We start from the raw sequence: 23,503 nt of genomic DNA, 5'->3' as shown, positions 1-23,503 counted from the left end.
CTCAGTTCTTCACAGCACGGAAGCCGATGTCGCGGCGGTACTGGGCACCATCGAAATGGATGCCGCGCGCCACGTCATAGACCTTTTGCTGGGCCTGCTTGACGCTGTCGGCCAGCACGGTGACGCACAGCACGCGGCCACCGCTGGTGACGGGAACGCCATCCTTGAGCTGGGTGCCGGCATGGAAGACCATGGCATCGGCGGCGTCCTGCGGCAGCCCGCTGATGGCATCGCCCTTGCGCGGGTCCTCGGGGTAGCCGGCCGCGGCCATGACCACGCCCAGCGCCGTGCGGCGGTCCCATTGCAGCTCGACCTGGTCGAGCTTGGCATCGGTGGCCGCCAGCATGACGTCCACCAGATCGCTCTTGAGACGCATCATGATCGGCTGGGTCTCGGGGTCGCCCATGCGGCAGTTGAACTCCAGCGTCTTGGGATGGCCGGATGCATCGATCATCAGGCCCGCATACAGGAAGCCGGTGTAGGGAATGCCGTCCTTTTCCATGCCACGGATAGTCGGCAGGATGATCTCGCGCATGGCGCGGGCATGCACGTCGGCCGTGACCACGGGCGCGGGCGAGTAGGCGCCCATGCCGCCCGTGTTCGGGCCCTGGTCGCCGTCCTTCAGGCGCTTGTGGTCCTGGCTGGTTGCCAGGGCCAGGACGTTCTTGCCGTCGCACAGCACGATGAAGCTGGCTTCCTCGCCAGCGAGGAACTCCTCGATCACCACGCGGGCGCCGCCGTCGTTGTGGGCCACGCCGTACTTGTTGTCCACGAGCATGAAGTCCACGGCGTCGTGGGCTTCCTGCAGCGTTGTCGCAACGACCACGCCCTTGCCTGCGGCCAGGCCGTCGGCCTTGACCACGATGGGCGCACCCAGGCGGTCTACGTATGCATGGGCCGCCACCGGGTCGGTGAAGGTTTCATAGAGTGCCGTGGGGATGCCGTGGCGCGCCATGAAGTCCTTGGAGAAGGCCTTGGAGCTTTCCAGCTGGGCGGCCGCCTTGGAGGGGCCGAAGATGCGCAGGCCGTGGGCGCGGAACTCATCGACCACGCCGGCAGCCAGCGGAGCCTCGGGGCCGACCACGGTCAGCGCGACCTTCTCGGCCTGCGCCCACTCGCGCAGCGCCTGCGGGTCGGTGATGTTGAGGTTTTCCACCTTGCCGCCGGCCAGGCCCGTGCCACCGTTGCCGGGGGCCACATAGACCTTGGTCGATTTCGGCGATTCAGCCAGTTTCCACGCCAGGGCGTGCTCGCGGCCTCCGCCACCAATCACAAGAATTTTCATAGTTCAGCGTTGTGGTAGACGTCCTGTACGTCATCCAGGTCTTCGATCATGTCCAGCAGCTTTTGCATGCGGGCTGCGTCATCGCCTTGCAGGGCGATGGTGTTTTCCGGGCGCATGGTGACTTCAGCCACCTCCGGCGTCAGGCCCTTGGCCTGCAGCGCGTCGCGCACGGTTTCGAACTCTGCGGGTGCGGTCAGCACCTCGATGGCTCCCTCGTCATCGGTGATCACGTCCTCGGCGCCGGCCTCCAGAGCCACTTCCATGATCTGGTCCTCGTCGCTTCCGGGAGCGAAGATCAGTTGTCCGACATGCTTGAACTGGAAGGACACGGAACCCTCCGTGCCCATGTTGCCACCGTACTTGCTGAAGGCGTGACGCACATCCGCCACAGTGCGCACGCGATTGTCGGTCATGGTGTCCACGATGATGGCCGCGCCGCCAATGCCATAGCCTTCGTAGCGGATTTCCTCGTAGGTCACGCCTTCGAGGTTGCCCGTGGCCTTGTCGATGTTGCGCTTGATGTTGTCGGCCGGCATGTTGGCCGCCTTGGCCTTTTCCACCGCCAGGCGCAGGCGCGGGTTGGCGCTGAGATCGCCCCCTCCCGTGCGTGCCGCCACCATGATTTCACGGATGATGCGGGTCCAGACCTTGCCACGCTTTTCGTCCTGGCGGCCTTTGCGGTGCTGGATATTGGCCCATTTACTGTGTCCTGCCACAGGCTGTCCTTTGATATTGATTTAACCTTGCGGCTGGGATTTTACTTTTGACCGCATGCTCCCCCGAGGAAACCCGAAATGGCCGCTCCACTTCTGATCGCCCGCCACTCTGCCACAGAATGCCTGCTGCTGCCCGCACTGGCCAATCGACATGGCCTGATTACGGGCGCCACCGGCACCGGCAAGACCGTGACGCTGCAGAAAATGGCCGAGGGATTCTCCGAGATCGGCGTGCCGGTGTTCATGGCCGACATCAAGGGAGACCTGTCCGGCATCAGCCAGGCTGGCAGCACGGGCGCCAAGATGGCGGCCTCCCTGCAGGAGCGCGGCATCGAGATTCCCCAGCCCCTGGCCTGCCCCACCACGCTGTGGGACGTGTTCGGCGAGCTGGGCCACCCGGTGCGCGCCACGGTCTCGGACATGGGTCCGCTGCTGATCGGCCGCATGCTGGCCCTGAATGACACGCAGATGGGCGTGCTCAACCTGGTCTTCAAGATTGCCGACGACAACGGACTGTTGCTGCTGGACCTCAAGGACCTGCGGTCCATGCTCCAGCATGTGGGCGACAACGCCAAGCAGTTCACCACCGAGTACGGCAACATCAGCGCGGCCAGCGTGGGCGCCATACAGCGCGGGCTGGTGGCCATCGAGTCGCAGGGCGGCGACAAATTCTTTGGCGAGCCCATGCTCGACATCAACGACCTGATGCAGACCGATGCCGGCGGCAAGGGCGTGGTCAACATCCTGGCCGCCGAGAAGCTGATGAATTCGCCGCGCCTGTACTCCACCTTCCTGCTGTGGATGCTGTCCGAGCTGTTCGAGCGCCTGCCCGAGATCGGCGACCCCGACAAGCCCAAGCTGGTCTTCTTCTTCGACGAGGCCCACCTGCTGTTCAACGACGCGCCCAAGGTGCTGCTCGAACGCATCGAGCTGGTGGTGCGCCTGGTGCGCTCCAAGGGCGTGGGCGTGTATTTCGTTACGCAAAACCCGATGGACGTGCCCGACACCGTGCTGGCCCAGCTGGGCAACCGCGTGCAGCATGCGCTGCGCGCCTTCACGCCGCGCGACCAGAAGGCCGTCAAGGCCACGGCCACCACCATGCGGCCCAAGCCCGGCCTGGATATCGAGGCCGCCATCACCGAGCTGGCCGTGGGCGAGGCCCTGGTGAGCTTCCTCGACGACAAGGGACGCCCCGGCATCACCGAGCGTGCCTACGTGATCCCGCCCGGCAGCCAGATCGGCCCCATCAACGAGGAGCAGCGCAAGACCCTGCTGGCACAGTCGCTGGTGGCCGGCGTCTATGAAAAGGCCGTGGACCGCGAGTCGGCCTACGAGGTGCTGCGCGGCCGCACGGCAGCGACCGGCGACGGCGCAGCGCCAACCGGCACGGGCCCGGCCGGTGCCACCCCTGCGGCGAGCGAAGGTGGCGCCATGATGGACGGGCTCAAGGACCTGCTGTTCGGCACCACGGGCCCGCGCGGCGGCAAGCACGACGGCCTGGTGCAGACCATGGCCAAGTCCACCATGCGCACCATGGGCAATTCGCTGGGCAAGGAGATCCTGCGCGGCGTGCTCGGCGGCATCCTGGGCAACAAGAAGCGCTGAAGCGCTGGCGCACCGGCCCTGCGCCGCATCAAACACCATAGCACCCAGCCGTTGCCATGCAACGGCTGGCGCATTTCAGGGCTCTGAAAGCCCGCGCATGCGGCTATGATCGAAAGCGCCTCCATCCACTTTGCGGAACCGCACGCCATGACGACGAACAGCCCTCCCTCGCTGCCCACCTATGACGATGTCGCCGCCGCCGCTCGCCGTCTGGAAGGCGTGGCCCACCGCACACCCATACTGCGCAGCCGCACCGCCGACGAGCTGCTGGGCGCCCAGCTGTTCTTCAAGTGCGAGAACCTGCAGCGCACGGGCGCCTTCAAGATACGCGGCGCCTACAACGCGCTGTCGCAGTTCACGCCCGAGCAGCGCAAGCGCGGCGCCCTGGCCTTCTCCTCGGGCAACCATGCGCAGGCCGTCGCCCTGGCCGCGCAGATGCTGGACATGCCCGCGCTCATCGTCATGCCCGAGGATGCCCCCGCCTCCAAGATGGCAGCCACACGCTCCTACGGCGCCCAGGTGGTGACCTATGACCGCTTCACCGAAGACCGCGAGGCCATCTCCCGCCGCCTGGCCGACGAGCGCGGCATGACGCTGATCCCGCCGTTCAACCACCGCGACGTGATCGCCGGCCAGGGCACGGCAGCCAAGGAACTGTTCGAAGAGGTGCCCGACCTGGACTACCTCTTTGTCTGCCTGGGCGGCGGCGGCCTGCTGTCCGGCAGCCTGCTGGCAGCCGGACAGCTCGCCCCGCGCTGCAAGGTCTACGGCGTCGAGCCCCAGGCCGGCGACGATGCCCGCCAGTCGCTGCGCGCAGGCCAGATCGTGCAGATCCCCACGCCCCACACCATTGCCGACGGTGCCCAGACCCAGTCCATAGGAGATATCACATTCGCCATCATCCGCGAGCATGTGGAAGATATCCTGGCCGTGGCGGACGAGCATCTGGTGCAGGCCATGCGCTTTTACGCGGAACGCAAGAAAATCGTGGTCGAACCCACGGGAGCGCTCTCGCTGGCGGGCGCCCTGCATGGCGGGGTTGCGCTGTCGGGCGCGCGCGTGGGCATTCTGATCAGCGGCGGCAATGTGGACCTGGCGCGCTACGCACGCTTTCTGCACGACTGAACCGCCCCCTGGCGCCGGCCGCAAATGCCGGCACCCCTTTTTTCCAGAAGAAAACCATGAGTACTCTGCACCTGATCGACCACCCGCTGGTCCAACACAAGCTCACGCTGATGCGCCGCAAGGAAGCCAGCACCAACAGCTTTCGCCGCATGCTGGGCGAGCTGTCCACGCTGATGGCCTACGAGATCACGCGCGACATGCCGCTGCAGGACATCGAGATCGAGACCCCGCTGGAGACCATGACCGGCAAGGTCATCGACGGCAAGAAGCTGGTGCTGGTGTCCATCCTGCGCGCCGGCAACGGTTTCCTCGACGGCATGCTCAATGTTGTGCCCGGTGCGCGCATCGGCCACATCGGCCTGTACCGCGACCCCGAGACGCTGCAGCCCGTCGAGTACTACTTCAAGATGCCTTCCGAGATGGAAGAGCGCGACGTGCTGGTCGTCGATCCCATGCTGGCCACGGGCAACTCGGCAGCCGCCGCCGTGGCGCGCCTGAAGCAGCTGAACCCGAAGTCCATCAAGTTCATGTGCCTGCTGGCCGCGCCCGAAGGCGTGGCCACCATGCAAAAGGCCCATCCCGACGTGGACATCTACACGGCCGCCGTGGACCGCCAGTTGGACGCGCACGGCTACATCCTGCCGGGCCTGGGCGACGCGGGCGACCGCATCTTCGGCACCAAGTAGGCTTGGTGCACGCACCCACAAAAAAGCCGCACATCGTGCGGCTTTTTTGCTTGGGAGCGGGGGGCAGCGGGATCAATCCACCAGGCCCGCGTAGACGTGCTGCACGTCATCATCGTTCTCGATGCCGGCCAGGAAGTCCTGCACTTCCTCCTGCTGCTCGGCCGACAGGCTGGCCATGCTGACCGGCGTCTTGGCCTTGTAGCCCAGCTTGGCCGACAGCACCTTGAAGCCCTGGGCCGGCAGCGCCTTGCTCACGGTATCCAGGTCCGTCGGGTCGGTGATGAACAGCGTCGTGCCCTCTTCCTCGCCGGGCTCGAAGTCCTGTGCGCCGGCCTCGATGGCGGCCAGCTCGGCATCGGCACCGCCTTCGGGCTCGCCCTCGATCATGCCCACATGGTCGAAGTCCCAGGCCACGGCCGTCATCTGGCCCTTGCGGAAACACACGCGCATGTTGGGCGCCGTGCGGTTCACGTTGTCGGTCAGGCACTCGATCATCACGGGCACGCGGTTGGGGCCGTAGCCTTCATAGACCACGCGCTCGTAGTTGACGGCGTCGGCACCCACGCCCGAGCCCTTCTTGATCGCACGCTCGAGCGTGTCCTTGGGCATGGAGGCCTTGCGGGCGGCTTCCACGGCCATGCGCAGGCGCGAGTTGCCTGCCGGATCGGCGCCGGCGCGCGCCGCGACGATGATTTCCTTGGCCAGCTTGCCAAACAGCTTTCCCTTGGCATCGGCGACCAGCGCCTTGCCCTTTGCTTTCCATTGCGCGCCCATGGCTGCTTTTCCCTTGCGGATTCTCTGGTGGGTAGGAGGCGCCGCCGACCGCCCCACGCAGGGACCCGGCCCGGCGCCGAAAGAGCGCTGTTTATACACCCGCGCAAGTGGCTGCGCGGGCTTTTTGCGCAGTGGTTGACAGGGCGCCGCTGGCTCTGGCCGCGTCGTGCATGATGTTTGCCAGATCAAAGCCGCCCGACTGCGCTGCAGCGCAGTCGGGCGTCCCTCTTGCCCCCTCTTCACAGGAACATCGGCATGCCGCCATCCCTATCCGCCGCCATCGGCATCAGCACCCTGGGCCTGTCCGGTGCACTGTGGGCCGCCGGCAGCCCCAACCTCTCCACCGAAATCGTCGCCGAAGGCCTGGAGCATCCCTGGGCCGTGGCTTTCCTGCCGGATGGGCGCCACCTGGTGACCGAGCGGCCGGGCCGCATGCGCATCGTGCAGGGCGACGGAAGGCTGGGCGCTCCTCTGGCAGGCCTTCCGGCCGTGGAGGCCGCAGGCCAGGGCGGCCTGCTGGACGTGGTGCTGGACAGCGATTTCGCGCGCAACCGCCAGCTGTACTTCTGCTACTCCGAGCCCGGCAGCGGCGCCGACAGCAGCAAGAACAGCACGGCGCTGGCCAGCGCGCGGCTGTCCGACGATGCCAGCCGGCTGGAGCAGGTGAAAGTACTGTTCTCGCAGCGCCCCAAGTACGCGAGCGCGCTGCATTTCGGCTGCCGCATCGTTGAGCGCATGGTGGAAGGAAAGAGCGATGGCACGTTGTTCCTGGCGCTGGGCGAACGCTCGCGCTACAAGGAAGAGGCCCAGAACCTGAAAAGCCACCTGGGCAAGATCGTGCGCATCGCAAAGGATGGCAGCGTGCCCGGGGACAACCCGTTCGCGGGCCGTGCAGATGCCAGGCCCGAGATCTGGAGCTACGGCCACCGCAACGCCCAGGGCGCGGCGCTGGGGCCCGATGGCAGCCTGTGGATGCATGAGCACGGCCCGCAGGGCGGCGACGAGGTCAACCGGCCCGAGGCGGGCAAGAACTATGGCTGGCCCGTGATCACCCATGGCGAGAACTACGGCGGCGGCAAGATCGGCGCGGGCATCACACGCAAGGAGGGCATGGAGCAGCCACAGCACTACTGGGTGCCTTCGATTGCACCATCGGGCATGGCCTTCGTGACCAGTGACCGCTATGGGCCGCAGTGGAAGGGATCGCTGGTCGTGGGCTCGCTCAAGTTCCAGAGGCTGGAGCGCCTGACGGTCAGGTCCGGCAAGGTAACGGCCAGCGAGCAGGTACTGCCGCGCCTGGGCCAGCGCGTCCGTGATGTCCGCCAGGGACCGGACGGCTGGCTTTACCTGCTGACGGACGCCCAGGACGGGCAGTTGCTGCGCGTCACCGCCACGCCCTGAGCCCCGTCACGCGCGGCGGCTCACTGCACGGTGATGCCGTTGGCCTTGACCACGGCATCCCAGCGCTTGCGCTCGGCCGCCACGAAGCCCGTGAAGGCGGCGGAGGAACTGCCCACCGGCGTCAGGCCCAGCTTTTCAAGGCTGGCGCGCGTGGCCGGCAAGGCCAGGGCCTTTTGCACCAGGTCCTGCAGCTTCTGCACAGTCTCGGGCGCCGTACCCGCAGGCAGGAAGAAGCCGTTCCACTCCGTCACCTCGAAGCCCTTGATGCCGCTTTCCGCCACCGTGGGCACGTCGGGCAGGTCCGGCATGCGCTTGGCCGAGGACACGGCCAGCGCCTTGAGCTTGCCGCCCTTGACGTAGTTGATGCTGGAGGCCGCGTTGGCAAAGTACACATCGACCTGGCCGCCCATGACATCGACGATGGCGGGCGCCCCACCCTTGTAGGGAACGTGGACGGCATCGAACTTGGCGTCTGCCTTGAGCAGTTCCGTCGCCATCTGGGCCAGGCTGCCCGGACCGTAGGAGGCATAGGTGAGCCTGCCGGGCTTTTGCCGCGCGGCATTCATGAAGTCGGCCAGGCTGTTGTAGGGCGAGGACGGCGCCGCCACGAGGATGTTGGGCACGCTGATGGCCTGGGACACGGCAATGAAGTCCTTGGCCGGGTCATAGGGCAGCTTGCGCAACGCGGGGTTGATGGCGAAGGACGATGCGTCATACAGCACCGTATAGCCATCGGCCTTGGCGCGCGCCACGAGGGCGGCACCAATGGCGCCGCTGGCGCCGGCCTTGTTGTCCACCACCACGGTCTGGCCCGAGACCTCGCCCAGCGCCTTGGCGATGATGCGCGCCGCATTGTCCGCACCGCCACCGGCCGAGAACGGCACGACGACCGTGATGGCCTGCGCGGCCGGATAGTCGGCCGCATGCAGCGTGCCCTGGAACAGGCCCAGCCCCGCCCCAATACCCAAGGCCAGCACCGTCATGGCGGGCCGCAGTGTCTTGATCTTCTTCACGTTTCTGTCTCCTGTTGCTCAATGGTGAAAACCTGGGCTGCGAGGCTTGCGTGCCCCGCACCCTCAATCGAATCCGTACAGCTCGGCGGCGTTGTCCACCAGCACGCGGGCGCGCAGCGCCGCATCGGGAATCCAGCGCGACAGCAGCGCCAGCAGCATGGGGGTCTGCGGCGGATGAGCAGCTTCGGTGACATGGGGCCAGTCGCTGCCCCAGACCAGGCGCTGCGGGGCCTCGGCCACCCAGGCCTGCGCCAGCGCGTCGCAGTCGGCATAGCCTGCGGCCAGGCCCGCCCGGCTGTTCAGATACGGGCCCGAGAGCTTGACCCAGGCCCTGCCCTGCTGCACCAGCCCGCGGACCACGCCGAAGGCGGGCTGGTGTACGCCAGCGCCGTCAGCACTGTCAGCGAGCCGCGCCATGTGGTCGAACACCAGGGTGCATGGCAGCCGCTGCAGCAGCGCCGCATGGGCCTCGATCTGGCTGGCCAGCCAGTGCAGCTGCACATGCCAGCCCAGCGCGGCAATGCGCTCGGCCAACGGCTCCAGCATGTCCAGCCGCACGGCTGCATCGTGCTCGGTGTGCAGCGAAAAGCGGATGCCGCGAATGCCGCCGTCATGCAGCGCCTGCAACTGTGCGTCGGTGATATCGGGGTGCACTACGGCAATGCCGCGCGTGCTTGCAGCGCCCAGCGACTGGATGGCGTGCAACGTGGCGCGGTTGTCCGTGCCATGCGCACGCGGCTGGACGATGACGGCCCGCTCCAGCCCCATGGCGCCGCGCAGCTGCGCATAGTCGGCAGCCGTGGCATGGGCGCCAAAACGCGTATCAAAACGCGTATCAAAACGCGTACCAAATCGCGTACCAAATCGCGGATCGAAGACATGCAGATGGGCGTCGCAGGCGCCAGCGGGCAGTGCGTGCATCAGCGGCTCTCTTGCGCGGCGGCCTTCAGCGCCTCGGTATGCTGGCCCAGCGTGGGCGCGGCAAAGGCCGGCGGGCCGGGTGTGCGGTCGAATTCGACGGCGCCGGCAAAGCCCCGGTAGCTGCCCAGGGTCGGGTGCTCGAAGCGGGTGACCATGCCCTCGGCCTGCACCTGCGGGTCGTCGAACATGTCTTCCACCGTGCGGGCCGCCGCGCAGGGCACTTCCTCGCCGAACAAGGCTTCCCATTCGAGCGCGCTGCGCCCCGCCAGCGCCTGGCGCAGCAGGGGCACCAGCACATCGCGGTGCTGGGCGCGCTTGCGCACGGAGTCGTAGCGCTCGTCGCTGGCCACCTCCGGCAGATCCAGCTTGCGGCACAGCGCCGCCCAGAAATGCGCGGTGTTGGCCGAAATGTAGAGATAACCTTCGCGCGTCGGGTGGATGCCCGTGATGCCGCCGGAGCGCATGTCGCGCCCCACCTCGCGCGGCTCGCCCTCGGCCCAGACCATGCGTGCGGACTGCATGGTCAGCGCCGCGCGCAGCAGGGACACGCCCACATGCTGGCCCAGCCCGCTTTTCTCGCGCTCGTACAGCGCCGACGACACACCGCCCGCCACCAGGGCCGAGGCGTAGTAGTCCACCACCGAGCCATAGAGAATCTCGGGCGGCCCGCCTGCCTTGCCCTGCATGGCGCACATGCCGGTCATGGTCTGCAGCACCTGGTCGTAGCCCGCCTTGGCCTTGAGCGGCCCGCGGCTGCCATAGCCGGTGACGCTGCAATAGATGAGGCGTGGGTTGATGGCGGCCAGTTGCGCAAAACCGATGCCCAGCCGCTCGGGCACGCCGGGCCGGAAGTTGTGGACCAGCACATCGGCCTCGCGCACCAGGCGCAGCAGCACGGCGTGGTCGGCCTCATCCTTCAGGTCCAGCACCATGCCCCACTTGCTGCGGTTCACGCCCAGGAAGGCGCGGCTTTCAGCTTCCAGCGTGGAGGGGTACTTGCGCAGGTTGTCGCCCACGGGCGGCTCGACCTTGATCACCTCGGCGCCCTGGTCCGCCAGCAGCGAGCAGCCATAAGGCCCCGCGATATAGGCGCTCAGATCCAGCACGCGCACACCGCTGAGCGGGCCTTTCGGTCCCTGGCGTTCACCGGGCACAAAACTCATTCGTTTCTCCTGATAGGGAAGCGGGAAGGCCTGGGGCACCTCCCGCCAAAGGCCGGGTTCAGTCGGCCTGGATATTGCGGTCCTTGGCGAGCTGCTTCCAGCGCGCTACGTCGCTGCGGATCACCTGCGCGAACTGCTGCGGCGTCACGGGGTTGGCAATGGCGCCTTCGCGCAGGAAGCTGGCCTGGATGGTCGGCTTGGCCAGCACCTGGTTCACGGCCTGGTTGAGGCGGTCCACGATGTCGGCGGGCGTGCCCGCAGGCGCCAGCAGCCCCCACCACAGATCGAATTCGTAGCCCGGGATGGCCGTTGCCATGGGCGTCAGGTCCGGCGCAATGGGGCTGGGCTTGAGGCTGGTGATGCCGATGGCGCGCAGCTTGCCGTTGCGCACCATGGGCAGGATGGACGGGCCGCTGGAGACCAGCATCTGCACCTGGTTGCCGATCACGTCGGTCACGGCCGGACCCTGTCCCTTGTAGGGCACATGCATGATGTCCATGCCCGGCACCATGGAGCGCATCATCTCGGTCGCGAAGTGGTTGATGCTGCCGGTGCCCGAGGTGGCGTAGTTGAACTGGCCCGGGCTGGCCTTGATGGCGCGCACCAGATCCTGCGGCGTCCTGGCCGGGAATTCGTTGTTCACGGCCACCACCAGCGGGCCCTTGGCAAACATGGCCACGGGCGCCAGGTCCTTGACGGGGTCGAAGGGCATCTTGGCCTGCACCGCGGCATTCGTGGTCATGCTGGACGAGACCGCCACCAGCGTGTAGCCGTCCGCCGTCGCCTTGGCCACCGAGGCCGTGCCGGTGTTGCCGCTGGCGCCGGGCCGGTTGTCCACGATCACGGTCTGCTTGAGCAGATCGCCCATTTCCTTGGCGACCTGGCGTGCGAACACGTCGTTGGAGCCTCCCGGCGGATAGGGAACCACCATGGTGATGGCCTTGGACGGGAAGGCGCCCTGCGCCATCAATCCCGGCGAAGCCAGCCCGGCCAGCGTGGCCACCGTTGTGGTGGCGGCCAGCGCCACCAGCCTGCGCCGCGCGCGGCAATGGGAAATGCTCATGTCTTTGTCTCCTGTACTGTTTCTTGTCATGGGGATGCCCGGCATGCGGGATGCCGGGGCACCGGATTGCCGGCCGCCCGTTCAGGCCGCCAGCAGCCCTTGTGCGTGCGCCGCAGCCACGATGGCCTGGGCACGCAGCACAAAGGGCTTGTCCACCATCTTTCCGTCCACCACATAGGCGCCCAGGGCGTTGGCATCTGCCTGGCGGGCCGCCTCCACCACCTTCAGGGCGTGCCCGATTTCCTGCTCGGTGGGCTGGTAGACCGCATTGGCCAGGGCGATCTGGCTGGGGTGTATGCAGGTCTTGCCCAGAAAGCCCAGGCCGCGCGACAGGCGGGCCTCGGCGCTGAAGCCTTCGCTGTCGCGGATGTCGGCAAAGGCGCCGTCGTAGGCGTAGACGCCGGCCTCGGCGGCGGCCATGCGCACGGCAAACAGCGCCTGGGCAATGGCGGCGGGCTCGCGCCGGTTCACGCCAAAGGGCTCGAACAGATCGCCAAGACCCATCTGCAGGCCGGCCACGCTGGCATGGGCGCTGGCCAGTTCGGCAGCGCAGCGCAGGGCGCGGGGTGTTTCTATGTTGAGCAGCAGGCCAGGCGCCTGGGCCACGCCGTTGGCATCTGCCGCCTCGGCAATGCGCTGTGCGGCCTCGCGCACCTGCTGCACGGTCTCGGGCTTGGGCAGGTTGATGAGGTGCACGCCGTCGCGCACCATCTCGGCGATGTCGGCACCGAAATGCGGCGTGTCCATGGCGTTGACGCGCACGATCAGCGTCTTGCCGTGGCCCCGGCTTTCAGGGCTGAGCAGGAAGCTGCGCAGCAGGCCGCGCGCCTCGTCCTTGCGGGCCTCGGCCACCGCGTCCTCCAGGTCGAAGGACAGTGCGTCGGCTTCGCCGGCCAGGGCCTTGGCGAACAACTCGGGACGCGATGCAGGAACAAACAGTTTGCTTCTCATGCACCGCATTGTGGGCGGCAGAAAGCCAAGAGAAACACAGGTAATATTTGTTCAAACCACACAAATTCTTTGTTTATGGAAACCAGCTACCTGCACAGCTTCCTGCTCGTGGTCGAGACGGGCTCCATGGCCGAGGCCGCGCGGCGCCTGAACATCACGGCCGCCGCCGTGGCCCAGCAGATCCGCATCCTGGAGCGCGAGTTCGACGCCCCCCTGCTGGCCCGCGCAGGCCGCACCGTGCTGCCCACCCCAGCCGGCCACCGGCTGTCGCAATCGACCCCGCTGCTGCTGCGCGAGCTGGCCAACGCCAAGACCCATGTCAACCATGATGGCGCCGACGGCGAGCTGGTGATAGGCACCATCAACACGGCCCTGCACAGCCTGCTGCCCGACATCCTGGCGGGCTTTGTGAAGAAGTGCCCGCAGACCAAGGTCTTCCTGCGCTCGGCCACCACGCGCGAGCTGTACCAGGCCGTGCAGCAGGGCGAGCTGGATGCGGCTGTCTGCCTGCACCCCTCATTCGCCCTGGCCAAGACCTTCGACTGGACACTGCTGCGCGAGGAGCCGCTGGTGCTGCTGGTGCCGCACCAGCTGGCGCACCTGGACCCGCACACGCTGCTGCGCACCCAGCCGCTGATCCGCTATGACCGCAGCCTGGGCGGCGGGCAAATGGTGGAGCGCTACCTGCGCGCCGCGCAGATTGCGCCGCAGGAACGCTTTGAACTGAGCTCGCTGGTGGCCATTGCCATGATGGTGGAGCGCGGCCTGGGCGTTTCGCTGGTGCCAGACACGGCACTGAACCTGCCCGATGGCCAGGGCGTGGTGCGCCTGGCCCTGCCCGAGGAATCGCAGTCGCGGCGCTTTGGCGTGATGTGGCTGCGCTCGTCGGCACGGCTGCCGCTGATCCACAGGCTGGTGGACTGCGCACGCACCGTGGTCAAGCAGCGCGGCGGCCCGCGCGCTGCCGCACGCGCAGCAACCAGGACACCATAGTCCGCACCTTCAGGACTCTGCCACGGCCGCCGTGGCAACCAGGTCCTGGAACCTGCGCAGCACGGCCGACGCATCGCCCACGCGCGCGGCCAGATGCAGGGGAGCGGCCAACCCGGGGCACTGGGACAGCGCACGGTAGACAATGCCGTCGCTGCGCAGGCGCTGCATGGAGGCCGGCACGATGGACAGCCCCAGCCCTGCCGAGACCAGGCTCAGCGTGGCCGTCATGCGCGGCGCCTCCTGCACCACGCGCGGGCTGAAACCCGCCTCCAGGCAGGCCTTGAGAATGGCGTCGTACAGGCCCTGCCCTACCCTGCGCCGGTACAGCACGAAATCCTCCGAGGCGAGCTGCGGCAGGGGCACGGGCCGGCGCAATGGGCGTGCCAGCGCATGCCCTGCAGGCAGGGCCAGCAGCATGGGCTCCTCCAGAATCGGCACGGCCTGCAGCCCCTGGCTGCCATGCAGCGGCGAGCGCACAAAGGCCGCGTCCAGCCGCTCGTGCAGCAATGCATCCATGAGTTCACCCGTGCCCGCCTCCTCCAGTGCCACGGCCACGCCGGGCACCTGCTGGCGGAACATGCGCAGCACGCCGGGGACAAAGGGATGCAGCGCGGCCGAACTGGTGAAGCCCACGGCCAGCCGGCCCGTCTCGCCCCGGGCGGCGCGGCGCACCACCTCGGCCAGCACGTCACAGCGCTCCAGCAGCGCCTTGGACTCTTCCAGCAGCGCCAGCCCCGCCGCCGTGGGCCGCACGCCGCGCGGCAGGCGCTGCACCAGCTCCACGCCCAATTCGTGTTCCAGGCCCTGCAGCAACCGCGTCAGCGGCGGCTGCTGCATGCCCAGGCGCTCGGCCGCACGCGTGATGTGACCTTCCTCCGCGATGGCGACAAAGGCGCGCAGTTGGCGAAGCTCGGGCACATCAATACTTTCAAGGTATGGGAAGACTTCAATTGTGGCATTTGCAATCATGGATGGACGGATTTACGCTCGCGCCCCACAAACATACCCACCTGAAAGGCAACACGATGACCTGGTCCGCAAAGCAGTACACAACGTTCGAGCAGGAACGCACGCGCCCCGTGCGCGACCTGGTGGCCGCCATTCCCGATCTGCCTGGCCGCGCCGTGCGGCTGGCCGTGGACCTGGGCTGCGGCCCCGGCAACTCCACCGAGGTCCTGGCCCAGCGCTTCCCCGAGGCCACCGTGACGGGACTGGACAATTCCGAGGACATGCTGGATGCCGCACGCAAGCGGCTGCCGGGCACGGCCTTCTCCCTGGCCGACATCGCCACTTGGCAGCCCGACCAGCCGCAGGACGTGATCCTGGCCAATGCCTCGCTGCAGTGGCTGCCCGACCACCAGCAGCTTTACCCGCGCCTTGTCAGCCACCTGGCACCCGGTGGCAGCCTGGCCGTGCAGACGCCGGACAACCTGGAAGAACCGGCCCACCGGCTGGCACGCGAAGTGGCCGCCAGCGGCCCATGGGCCGCCACGATTGGCGATGTGCGCCACCCCGCACGTCACAGCGCGGACTTCTACTACGCCCTGCTTCGCCCGCACTGCAGCAACGTCGATGTCTGGCGCACCACCTACTTCCACCCGCTGGCGGGCGGCCATGCTGCGGTGGTTGAGTGGTTCAAGGGTTCGGCGCTGCGTCCCTTCGTCGCGCCGCTGGACGAGGAACAAAAGGCCGGCTTCTACGCAGCGTATCTGCAGGCCATCTCCCAGGCCTACCCCGCGCTGGACGATGGCACGGTGCTGCTGCCATTCCCCAGGCTGTTCATCGTGGCCAGCCGCTGAAGCAGCGCGCCTTCGGCCCTCAACGCGCAGGATGCGGCTCGATGAGATCCCACAGATTGCCGTAGAGGTCTTCGAACACGGCCACGGTGCCGTGGGGCTTGCGCTGGGGATCCTGCACAAAGCGCACGCCGCGCGAGCGGTAGGCCTCGAAGTCGCGCAGGCAGTCGTCGGTCTGCAGGAACAGGAACACGCGCCCGCCGGTCTGGTTGCCCACGCGCGCGGCCTGTTCCTCGTTCGTGGCGCGGGCCAGCAGCAGGCGCACACCGCCGCCACCCGGGGCCACGGTGACCCAGCGCTTGCCCTCGGACAGGGCGGTGTCCTCGATCAGCACGAAGCCCAGCGCGCTCACATAAAAGCGCAGCGCCTCGTCATAGTCGCGCACGGCGACGCTTACCTGTCCTATCACCTGGGGCATGGAATCCTTTGCAGCAATGGTGCGGTCCTCGGACTGCGGGGCCGCGAGGATAACGGAGCGCTGTCAATGCCCTGCCGCCCTGGCCCGTAAGCCCTGCAGCTGGCCCCACAATGGCGGCTTGCAATTGCCTCGTGAGGGAGGGGAATCCATGCTGAATGCCTTGTGGCTGGGCTTTTTTCTGGTGGCGGCCGTGGCTGCGCTGGCGCAATGGCTGGTCGGCGGCCAGGCCGGGATTTTCTCGGCCATGGTGCAGGCGCTGTTTGCCATGGCCAGGCTGTCGGTCGAGGTCATGGTGCTGCTGTTCGGCACGCTGACGCTGTGGCTGGGCTTTCTGCGCATCGCAGAGAAGGCCGGCGTGGTCGAGTGGCTGGCGCGCGTGCTGGGCCCGTTGTTCGCCAGGCTCATGCCCGAGGTGCCGCGCGGCCATCCGGCCCTGGGCCTGATCACGCTGAACTTCGCGGCCAACGGGCTGGGACTGGACAACGCGGCCACGCCCATGGGCCTGAAGGCCATGCGCTCGCTGCAGGAACTCAATCCCCGGCCCGACACCGCCACCAATGCGCAGATCCTGTTCCTGGTGCTCAATGCGTCGTCGCTGACCTTGCTGCCCGTGACCATCTTCATGTACCGCATGCAGCAGGGTGCGCCCGATCCCACCCTGGTCTTTCTGCCGATCTTGCTGGCCACCTCGGCCTCGACCCTGGTCGGCCTGCTGGCCGTGGCCGCCGTGCAGAGGCTGCCGCTGTGGAGCCCCGTGGTGCTGGGCTATCTGCTGCCGCTGGGCCTGGCGCTGGCTGGCTTCATGGCCTTTCTGGCCACGCTGTCGGCGGCCGCGCTGGCGCAGCTGTCATCGCTGCTGGGCAACCTGACGCTGTTTGCCCTGATCGTGCTGTTCGTCACCCTGGGCGCCTGGCGCAAGGTCGCGGTCTACGACAGCTTCATCGAAGGTGCCAAGGAAGGCTTTGACGTGGCCAAGGGCCTGCTGCCCTACCTGGTGGCCATGCTCTGCGCCGTGGGCGTGTTCCGCGCATCGGGTGCGCTGGAGTACGCGCTGTCGGGCATACGCTGGGTGGTCGATGCCCTGGGCATGGACGCGCGCTTCGTGGACGCCCTGCCCACGGCCCTGGTCAAACCCTTCTCGGGCAGCGCGGCGCGCGCCATGCTGATCGAGACCATGCAGACCCAGGGCGTGGACAGCTTCGCCGCCCTGGCGGCCGCCACCATCCAGGGCAGCACCGAAACCACTTTCTACGTTCTGGCCGTCTACTTCGGCGCCGTAGGCATACAGCGTGCCCGCCACGCCGTGCCCTGCGCCCTCATCGCCGAACTGGCCGGCGTGGTGGCGGCCATCGTCGTCTGCTACAAATTTTTCGGATGAAGGCAAAATGGGCGCTGCGCCTAAAGCCGACGCGGCCCAAGGCGACGAACACCGAGCAAGGGCCTACGCCACCCGCCCCGCCTCGCCGCGAGGGTGTCGCACCTCTCGGGAGAAGCCGCGCAGCGGCTCAGGGGGACTAAAGTTCCGGCATGATCGCCTCGGCATAGTCATACAGCGCCCCCAGGATCTCCTCGCCGCGCTCGTCGGCACTCTCCGATAGCTGATCGACCATGGCAAACATCTGCTCGGCCGTGCGTGCGCCGCCCTTGCCTTCGATCAGGCAGGCCGCGCAGTGCTGCAGCCAGCGCTGGCGCTCGGCCGGGTTCAGGCTGGCGGGGAAGTTGCGGGCGCGGTAGCGGAACAGCAGTTCGGTCAGGCGGGCATCGTCGAAGCCCGTGCGGTCCAGCGCCAGCTCCTGCGCGGACAGGCTGCGCAGGTGGTTCAGGCGGCGCCGGTCCTCATTGCCCACAAAGCCGCCGTACAGGTCCTGGTCGGCATCCAGCCCTTCCTGCGCAGGGCGCTGGTGAACGGCACGCCACAGCGCGCTCATGTCGGGCAGGTCACGTGCAATGGCCGCATGGCCCATGCACTGCTCCACATCGATGCCCCATTGCGCGGCCATGACCGGGCTCAGCGTCTTGAGGCTGCCGACCACCATGGGCGACTTGTTGACGTGGATGCTCTTGATGGGCAGGCGCTGCATGCCCTCGGGCAGGTCGGCAGCGCGCGAGAACAGGCGCAGGCGCAGCGTGTCCACGTCGATGGAGGCCAGCTCGGACGGGTCCTGCGCCAGATCCCAGCAGATGATCTCGTTCTTGTTGGTGGGGTGCGTGGCCAGCGGCCACATGACGGCGATGCAGCCGCGCTCGGGCCGGATCATGCCGCTGACGTGCAGGAAGGGCCGTGCATGCGCCGGCTCGGCCGGCAGGCCCATTTCCTGCAGCACGCGGTCCTTCTTGTGCAGCGAGAAGGCGAAGTCGAACAATCTGGGCTGGACCTTACGGATCAGCCGGGCCAGCCCAATGGTGGCGCGCACGTCGGACAGCGCGTCGTGCGCCTTTTCGTGCAGGAGGCCGTTGGCGCGGGCCAGGTCCTCGAGCTTGAAGCTTGGGGATCCATCCTCCTTTTTCGGCCAGGCAATGCCTTCGGGGCGCAGCGCATAGACCATGCGCACCACGTCGAGCAGGTCCCAGCGCCCGCAGCCGTTTTGCCATTCGCGCGCATAGGGGTCGATGAGGTTGCGCCAGAACATGAAGCGCGTGATCTCGTCGTCAAAACGAATGGTGTTGTAGCCCACGCCCACGGTGCCGGCCTGGGCCAGTTCTGCCTCGATGTGGGCGGCGAACTGGGCCTCGGGCATGCCCTGCTCCAGGCATTGCTGGGGGGTGATGCCGGTGATCAGGCAGGACTGCGGATCGGGCAGGTAGTCACCTGCCGGCTGGCAGTACCACATGACGGGCTCGCCGATTTCATTGAGTTCCGCATCCGTGCGGATGCCCGCGAATTGCGCGGGCCGGTCATAGCGCGGCTGGGCGCCGAAGGTCTCGTAGTCGTGCCAGAAGAAGGTATGGGCCATCGGGCGAGTATGCCTGCGAAAAACGAGCCACCGGCCCTCACAGCAGGGGCGAACACAGCCGCGCGCCCGAGTCGAACAGGCGCAGCGCAAAGCCCAGGTCGCGCTTGAAATGCACGCGCTGGGCCTGCTCCAGATCGGCCTCGAACTGCTTGGCCAGATCGCCGTTGAGCGCAGGCCCGTAGGCGATGGCGCAGACCTCGTAGTTCAGGAAGAAGCTGCGGTAGTCGAAGTTGGCCGTGCCGATGATGGCGATGTTGTCGTCCACCACCAGGGTCTTGGAGTGCAGCATGCGTGCCTTGTACTCGTAGACGCGCACGCCGCAGCGGATCAGCTCGTCGTAGTAGGAGCGCGCAGCCGCCGTGACCAGGGCCGAGTCAGAACGGCGTGGCACCAGCAGCTGCACATCGACACCGCGCAGCGAGGCATTGGTGAGCGCTGCCAGCGCGGCCTCCGTCGGCACGAAATACGGCGTGGTCAGCCAGACACGTTCCTCGGCCGCGTTGATGGCCGCCAGATGGGCGCGGTAGATGGCCTGCAGGCCGTTGTCGGGGCCCGAGGTGATGATCTGCACGGGCAGCGGGCCCTCGGGCGCATCCGGCAGCAGCAGGTCGATGTCGGCGGGCTCGTTCTTGGGGTCCTTTTCCAGCGCATAGGCCCAGTCTTCGAGGAACACGGTCTGCAGCCAGTTGACGATGGCGCCCTCAAGGCGCAGGTGCACGTCGTGGTAGGCATCGGGCATGACACGCGCGTTCTCTTCATCGGTCACGTTGACGCCGCCCGTGAAGCCCACCTTGCCGTCGCACACCAGGATCTTGCGGTGGGTACGGAAGTTGATGACCGGGCGCAGCCGCCGGCCGATCTTGGTGCCATGGAACAGCGCGACCTCGGCACCCGCATCCTCCAGCGGCTGCAGAAAGCGCCGTCCCAGCTTCTTGGAACCCAGGGCATCCACCAGCAGGCGCACCTGTATGCCTGCGCGGGCCCGCTGTATCAGCAGGTCGCGCAGGGCCGTGCCGGTCTGGTCCGGCTCGAAGATGTAGTACTCCAGGTGGATGTGGTGGCGCGCCGCGTTCACCGCCTCGATGATGGCGTCGAAGGTGGCAGCGCCGCCCACCAGCAGCCGCAGGTCGGCGGCCGTGCTGACGGGAAAGTCGCTGGTGGCCGCCACCAGCCGCGCGACCTGGTGCAGGCGTTCCGAGCTGCCCGGCATGCGCTCGCGCAGGCGCTGCACGCCTGTTCGCACACGCGATGTCTTGCGCGCACGCAGCCGCTTGATGCGCTGGCGCTTGAGCCGCTGCGGGCCGAAGAAGTAGTAAATGGCCAGCCCGCCCACAGGAATCGCCGCCATGGATAGAAGCCAGCTCAGCGTGGCCACGGGCGCGCTGCGCTGCAGAAGGATCCACACCGCGACGATCACCACATAGACCGACCAGGTCACCGACAACAGCCACGTCGCGTTGTCCTGGGTCAGGTGCTGATGAATCCACTGCACACAAGCTCTCCCGAAAGGCGATCAAAGAAAAAGCCGGCAGCCCGTGGGACTGTCGGCTTGTGCGGTGGGTATCAGACGATACGCATATCAGGCACCCGCAGCGCTAAGCGCCACCCGGACGCAATGAAACCGGCGCGCCCCAAGGCCATGGACACCGAGCAAGGGCCTACGCCGGCCGCGCCGCCCCGCGGCGAGGGTGTTGTCCCCCTCCCCCGCGCAGCGGGTAGAGAGGGGGAAGGCGCGCAGCGCCTCAGGGGGTGTTTCATCTCAATCGGCAGTGGCCTCTTTGGGCTCGGCCGGCTCGGACGCCGGGTCCTGCTTGGGCTGGGGCGTGATGTCGAGCTTGACTTCGCCCTTGTCGGCATCGTCGGCGTCGGCCACCCAGTCCACTTCCAGGCGGCCACCATCGACCAGTTGCCCGAACAGCAACTCGTCGGCCAGCGAACGCCGGATGGTGTCCTGGATCAGGCGCTGCATGGGGCGGGCGCCCATGAGCGGATCGAAGCCCTTCTTGGCCAGGTGCTTGCGCAGCGCATCGGTGAAGGTGACCTCCACGCGCTTTTCCGCCAGTTGCTGCTCCAGTTGCAGCAGGAACTTGTCGACCACGCGCAGGATGACCTGCTCGTCCAGCGGCTTGAAGCTGACGATGGCGTCCAGACGGTTGCGGAACTCCGGCGTGAACAGGCGCTTGATGTCGCCCATTTCGTCGCCGGCCTGGCGCGGGTTGGTGAAGCCGATCGAGGCCTTGTTGATGGTCTCGGCGCCCGCGTTCGTGGTCATGATTAGGATCACGTTGCGGAAGTCGGCCTTGCGCCCGTTGTTGTCCGTCAGCGTGCCGTGGTCCATGACCTGCAGCAGCACGTTGAAGATGTCCGGATGCGCCTTCTCGATTTCGTCGAGCAGCAGCACCGAATGCGGCTTCTTGGTCACGGCCTCGGTCAGCAGACCGCCCTGGTCAAAGCCCACATAGCCCGGAGGCGCGCCGATCAGGCGGCTGACGGCGTGGCGCTCCATGTACTCCGACATGTCGAAGCGGATCAGGTCAACGCCCAGGATGTAGGCCAGCTGCTTGGCCGCTTCCGTCTTGCCCACGCCCGTGGGGCCCGAGAACAGGAAGGAGCCGATCGGCTTGTCCGGCTTGCCCAGGCCCGAGCGCGCCATCTTGACCGAGGAGGCCAGCGCTTCCAGCGCCTTGTCCTGGCCGAAGACCACGCTCTTGAGGTCGCGCTCCAGCGTCTGCAGCTTGCTGCGGTCGTCGTTGGACACGTTGGCGGGCGGAATGCGCGCGATCTTGGCCACGATGGCCTCGATCTCGGCCTTGTCGATGGTCTGCTTGCGCTGCTCCACCGGAATGATGCGCTGCGCGGCGCCGGCCTCATCGATCACGTCGATGGCCTTGTCGGGCAGGTGGCGGTCATTGATGTACTTGGCCGACAGCTCGGCCGCAGCCTGCAGGGCGGCAGCGGCGTATTGCACGCTGTGGTGCTCCTCGAAGCGCGACTTCAGGCCCTTGAGGATGTCCACGGTCTCGGCCACGGTGGGCTCGACCACGTCGACCTTCTGGAAACGCCGCGACAGCGCCGCATCCTTTTCGAAGATGCCGCGGTACTCGGTGAAGGTGGTCGCGCCGATGCACTTGAGCTGGCCGCTGGACAGCGCCGGCTTGAGCAGGTTGGACGCGTCCAGCGTGCCGCCCGAAGCGGCGCCCGCGCCGATCAGCGTATGGATTTCGTCGATGAACAGGATGGCGTTGGGCCGGTCCTTGAGCGACTTGAGCACGCCCTTGAGGCGCTGCTCGAAATCACCACGGTACTTGGTGCCCGCCAGCAGCGCGCCCATGTCCAGCGAATAGACCACGGCTTCGGTCAGCACCTCGGGCACCTTGCCCTCGGTGATGCGCCAGGCCAGGCCCTCGGCGATCGCGGTCTTGCCCACGCCGGCCTCGCCGACCAGCAGCGGGTTGTTCTTGCGGCGGCGGCACAGGATCTGGATGGTGCGCTCGACCTCGTAGTCGCGCCCGATCAGCGGATCGATCTTGCCGTCCTTGGCCGCCTGGTTGAGGTTCAGCGTGAACTGCTCCAGGGGCGAAGCCTTTTCGTTGCGCTCGCCGCCGGCGCCCTCTTCGGACTCGGCAGGGTTTTCGGCCTTGGCGGGCTCGGGCGGTTCGCCCTTCTTGATGCCGTGGGCAATGAAATTGACCACGTCCAGACGCGTCACGCCCTGCTGGTGCAGGTAGTAGACGGCGTGCGAATCCTTCTCACCGAAGATGGCCACGAGCACGTTGGCACCCGTGACTTCCTTCTTGCCGTTGCCGGTGGATTGCACATGCATGATGGCGCGCTGAATCACACGCTGGAAACCCAGCGTGGGCTGTGTGTCCACCTCATCGGAGCCTGCCACTTGGGGCGTGTTGTCCTTGATGAAGTTGGACAGGGCCGAGCGCAGGTCATCGATGTTGGCTGAGCAGGCGCGCAGCACTTCCGCTGCACTGGGGTTGTCCAGCAGGGCCAGCAGCAGGTGTTCCACGGTGATGAACTCGTGGCGCTGCTGGCGCGCTTCGACAAAGGCCATGTGCAAGCTGACTTCCAGTTCCTGGGCGATCATTGATGACTCCTTTTCGCTTGCTGGGGATTATTGACTGCAACCATAAATCAGGGCGGCCCGGGTTTATTCAACAGGCTCGAACATCGCCTGCAACGGATGGCCTGCCTTCTGGGCCGCCTGCAGCACCTGTTCGACCTTGGTGGCCGCCACGTCGCGCGAGTACACGCCGCAGACGCCGCGGCCATCCAGATGGATCTTGAGCATGATCTGGGTGGCCGTTTCGCGGTCCTTACCGAAGAGTTCCTGCAGGACGATGATGACGAATTCCATGGGCGTGAAGTCATCGTTGAGCATCACGACCTGGTACATCTGCGGCGGCTGGACGCGCTGGCGTCGCCGCTCCAGCACCACGGCACCGTCATCGTCGGACACGGGCCGCACTGTAGGGATGGCAGGAGGGATCGAAGGGGGTTGGGTTGCCATGAAAATCATTCTAGCCATCGGAGCCACTGTTTTCCGGAAGGGATATGCGAGGCATGCCTGAAGAATTCAAGCGCGGCGCCCGCCCGGGCCGGCAAGCACGCACCAAAGCAGTGCCTGCTC

Annotated in this window: 21 protein-coding genes; 7 read left to right on the top strand and 14 right to left on the bottom strand. The window is 67.0% G+C overall.

All coding sequences use genetic code 11. The features are described from left to right. Position 1 precedes the first annotated feature (1 nt). Together purD and DA1_RS19880 are read right to left on the bottom strand one after the other, a co-directional pair. Complete coding sequence (gene purD / locus DA1_RS19885) at positions 2 to 1,285, bottom strand: phosphoribosylamine--glycine ligase (protein ID WP_012205358.1); 1,284 nt, start codon at positions 1,283 to 1,285, stop codon at positions 2 to 4. Next, on the bottom strand, positions 1,282 to 2,001 hold the full coding sequence (locus tag DA1_RS19880) for a YebC/PmpR family DNA-binding transcriptional regulator (RefSeq protein WP_012205357.1): 720 nt from the start codon (positions 1,999 to 2,001) through the stop codon (positions 1,282 to 1,284). The genes purD and DA1_RS19880 overlap by 4 nt, the downstream gene beginning before the upstream one ends. 78 nt (positions 2,002 to 2,079) lie before the next feature. Here DA1_RS19880 and DA1_RS19875 point away from each other — a divergent pair, with 78 nt between their 5' ends. The 3 genes from DA1_RS19875 (at position 2,080) to upp (ending at position 5,417) form a co-directional block, all read left to right on the top strand. Further along, on the top strand, positions 2,080 to 3,606 hold the full coding sequence (locus tag DA1_RS19875) for a helicase HerA-like domain-containing protein (RefSeq protein ID WP_034393052.1): 1,527 nt from the start codon (positions 2,080 to 2,082) through the stop codon (positions 3,604 to 3,606). Between the two features lie 147 nt (positions 3,607 to 3,753). After that, a complete protein-coding gene (locus DA1_RS19870; protein ID WP_034398468.1) occupies positions 3,754 to 4,731 on the top strand; it encodes a threo-3-hydroxy-L-aspartate ammonia-lyase in 978 nt (325 codons plus the stop codon). A gap of 56 nt (positions 4,732 to 4,787) precedes the next feature. Beyond that, a complete protein-coding gene (gene upp / locus DA1_RS19865; protein WP_012205354.1) occupies positions 4,788 to 5,417 on the top strand; it encodes a uracil phosphoribosyltransferase in 630 nt (209 codons plus the stop codon). Between the two features lie 72 nt (positions 5,418 to 5,489). Here the strand turns inward: upp and DA1_RS19860 are convergent, their stop codons facing one another. After that, positions 5,490 to 6,191, bottom strand: coding sequence for a YebC/PmpR family DNA-binding transcriptional regulator (locus tag DA1_RS19860; protein ID WP_012205353.1), 702 nt, complete (start codon positions 6,189 to 6,191; stop codon positions 5,490 to 5,492). A gap of 255 nt (positions 6,192 to 6,446) precedes the next feature. Here DA1_RS19860 and DA1_RS19855 point away from each other — a divergent pair, with 255 nt between their 5' ends. Beyond that, positions 6,447 to 7,592 carry a PQQ-dependent sugar dehydrogenase gene (locus tag DA1_RS19855; RefSeq protein ID WP_034393050.1) on the top strand — a complete coding sequence of 382 codons (1,146 nt, stop codon included), beginning with the start codon at positions 6,447 to 6,449 and terminating at the stop codon, positions 7,590 to 7,592. 20 nt (positions 7,593 to 7,612) lie between these two features. Here the strand turns inward: DA1_RS19855 and DA1_RS19850 are convergent, their stop codons facing one another. From DA1_RS19850 to DA1_RS19830, 5 genes are all read right to left on the bottom strand, one after another. Then, on the bottom strand, positions 7,613 to 8,605 hold the full coding sequence (locus tag DA1_RS19850) for a tripartite tricarboxylate transporter substrate binding protein (RefSeq protein WP_034393047.1): 993 nt from the start codon (positions 8,603 to 8,605) through the stop codon (positions 7,613 to 7,615). A 63-nt stretch (positions 8,606 to 8,668) separates the two neighbouring features. After that, positions 8,669 to 9,526, bottom strand: coding sequence for an amidohydrolase family protein (locus tag DA1_RS19845; RefSeq protein WP_034393044.1), 858 nt, complete (start codon positions 9,524 to 9,526; stop codon positions 8,669 to 8,671). Then, positions 9,526 to 10,689, bottom strand: coding sequence for a CoA transferase (locus DA1_RS19840; protein WP_012205349.1), 1,164 nt, complete (start codon positions 10,687 to 10,689; stop codon positions 9,526 to 9,528). The genes DA1_RS19845 and DA1_RS19840 overlap by 1 nt, the downstream gene beginning before the upstream one ends. 58 nt (positions 10,690 to 10,747) lie before the next feature. After that, a complete protein-coding gene (locus DA1_RS19835) occupies positions 10,748 to 11,752 on the bottom strand; it encodes a tripartite tricarboxylate transporter substrate binding protein (protein ID WP_034393042.1) in 1,005 nt (334 codons plus the stop codon). 81 nt (positions 11,753 to 11,833) lie between these two features. Further along, positions 11,834 to 12,703 carry an HpcH/HpaI aldolase/citrate lyase family protein gene (locus DA1_RS19830; RefSeq protein ID WP_034393039.1) on the bottom strand — a complete coding sequence of 290 codons (870 nt, stop codon included), beginning with the start codon at positions 12,701 to 12,703 and terminating at the stop codon, positions 11,834 to 11,836. Between the two features lie 75 nt (positions 12,704 to 12,778). Here DA1_RS19830 and DA1_RS19825 point away from each other — a divergent pair, with 75 nt between their 5' ends. After that, complete coding sequence (locus tag DA1_RS19825; protein WP_034393037.1) at positions 12,779 to 13,696, top strand: LysR family transcriptional regulator; 918 nt, start codon at positions 12,779 to 12,781, stop codon at positions 13,694 to 13,696. Positions 13,697 to 13,705: 9 nt separating this feature from the next. Here DA1_RS19825 and DA1_RS19820 read toward each other — a convergent pair whose 3' ends face one another. Beyond that, on the bottom strand, positions 13,706 to 14,614 hold the full coding sequence (locus DA1_RS19820; protein WP_196248525.1) for a LysR family transcriptional regulator: 909 nt from the start codon (positions 14,612 to 14,614) through the stop codon (positions 13,706 to 13,708). Between the two features lie 107 nt (positions 14,615 to 14,721). Between DA1_RS19820 and tam the strand changes: the two genes are divergently transcribed. Then, positions 14,722 to 15,495, top strand: coding sequence for a trans-aconitate 2-methyltransferase (tam, locus tag DA1_RS19815; protein ID WP_174549407.1), 774 nt, complete (start codon positions 14,722 to 14,724; stop codon positions 15,493 to 15,495). Positions 15,496 to 15,514: 19 nt separating this feature from the next. On the opposite strand, the gene DA1_RS19810 is transcribed toward tam, so the two are convergent. Further along, the gene (locus DA1_RS19810; RefSeq protein ID WP_034393034.1) at positions 15,515 to 15,910 is read right to left on the bottom strand and encodes a VOC family protein; all 396 of its coding nucleotides are present in this window, start codon (positions 15,908 to 15,910) and stop codon (positions 15,515 to 15,517) included. 148 nt (positions 15,911 to 16,058) lie between these two features. On the opposite strand from DA1_RS19810, the gene DA1_RS19805 reads away from it, so the two are divergent. After that, complete coding sequence (locus tag DA1_RS19805; protein ID WP_034393032.1) at positions 16,059 to 17,288, top strand: spore maturation protein; 1,230 nt, start codon at positions 16,059 to 16,061, stop codon at positions 17,286 to 17,288. A gap of 136 nt (positions 17,289 to 17,424) precedes the next feature. Here the strand turns inward: DA1_RS19805 and sbcB are convergent, their stop codons facing one another. The 4 genes from sbcB to clpS all read right to left on the bottom strand — a co-directional run bounded on the left by sbcB (position 17,425) and on the right by clpS (position 23,401). Then, a complete protein-coding gene (sbcB, locus tag DA1_RS19800; RefSeq protein WP_034393030.1) occupies positions 17,425 to 18,864 on the bottom strand; it encodes an exodeoxyribonuclease I in 1,440 nt (479 codons plus the stop codon). 37 nt (positions 18,865 to 18,901) lie between these two features. After that, positions 18,902 to 20,356: a cardiolipin synthase gene (cls, locus tag DA1_RS19795; protein WP_034393027.1), complete on the bottom strand. Its 1,455-nt coding sequence runs from the start codon at positions 20,354 to 20,356 to the stop codon at positions 18,902 to 18,904. Positions 20,357 to 20,623: 267 nt separating this feature from the next. Next, positions 20,624 to 22,960, bottom strand: a complete 2,337-nt coding sequence (clpA, locus tag DA1_RS19790) for an ATP-dependent Clp protease ATP-binding subunit ClpA (RefSeq protein ID WP_012205339.1) — start codon at positions 22,958 to 22,960, stop codon at positions 20,624 to 20,626. Between the two features lie 63 nt (positions 22,961 to 23,023). Further along, complete coding sequence (gene clpS / locus DA1_RS19785; RefSeq protein WP_012205338.1) at positions 23,024 to 23,401, bottom strand: ATP-dependent Clp protease adapter ClpS; 378 nt, start codon at positions 23,399 to 23,401, stop codon at positions 23,024 to 23,026. Positions 23,402 to 23,503: the final 102 nt, after the last annotated feature.

This window comes from Delftia acidovorans NBRC 14950, from assembly GCF_001598795.1.
Taxonomy (GTDB): Bacteria; Pseudomonadota; Gammaproteobacteria; order Burkholderiales; family Burkholderiaceae_C; genus Comamonas; species Comamonas acidovorans.
Note: the sequence above shows the minus strand (reverse complement) of the source record. Positions and strands in the feature narration are given on the sequence as shown.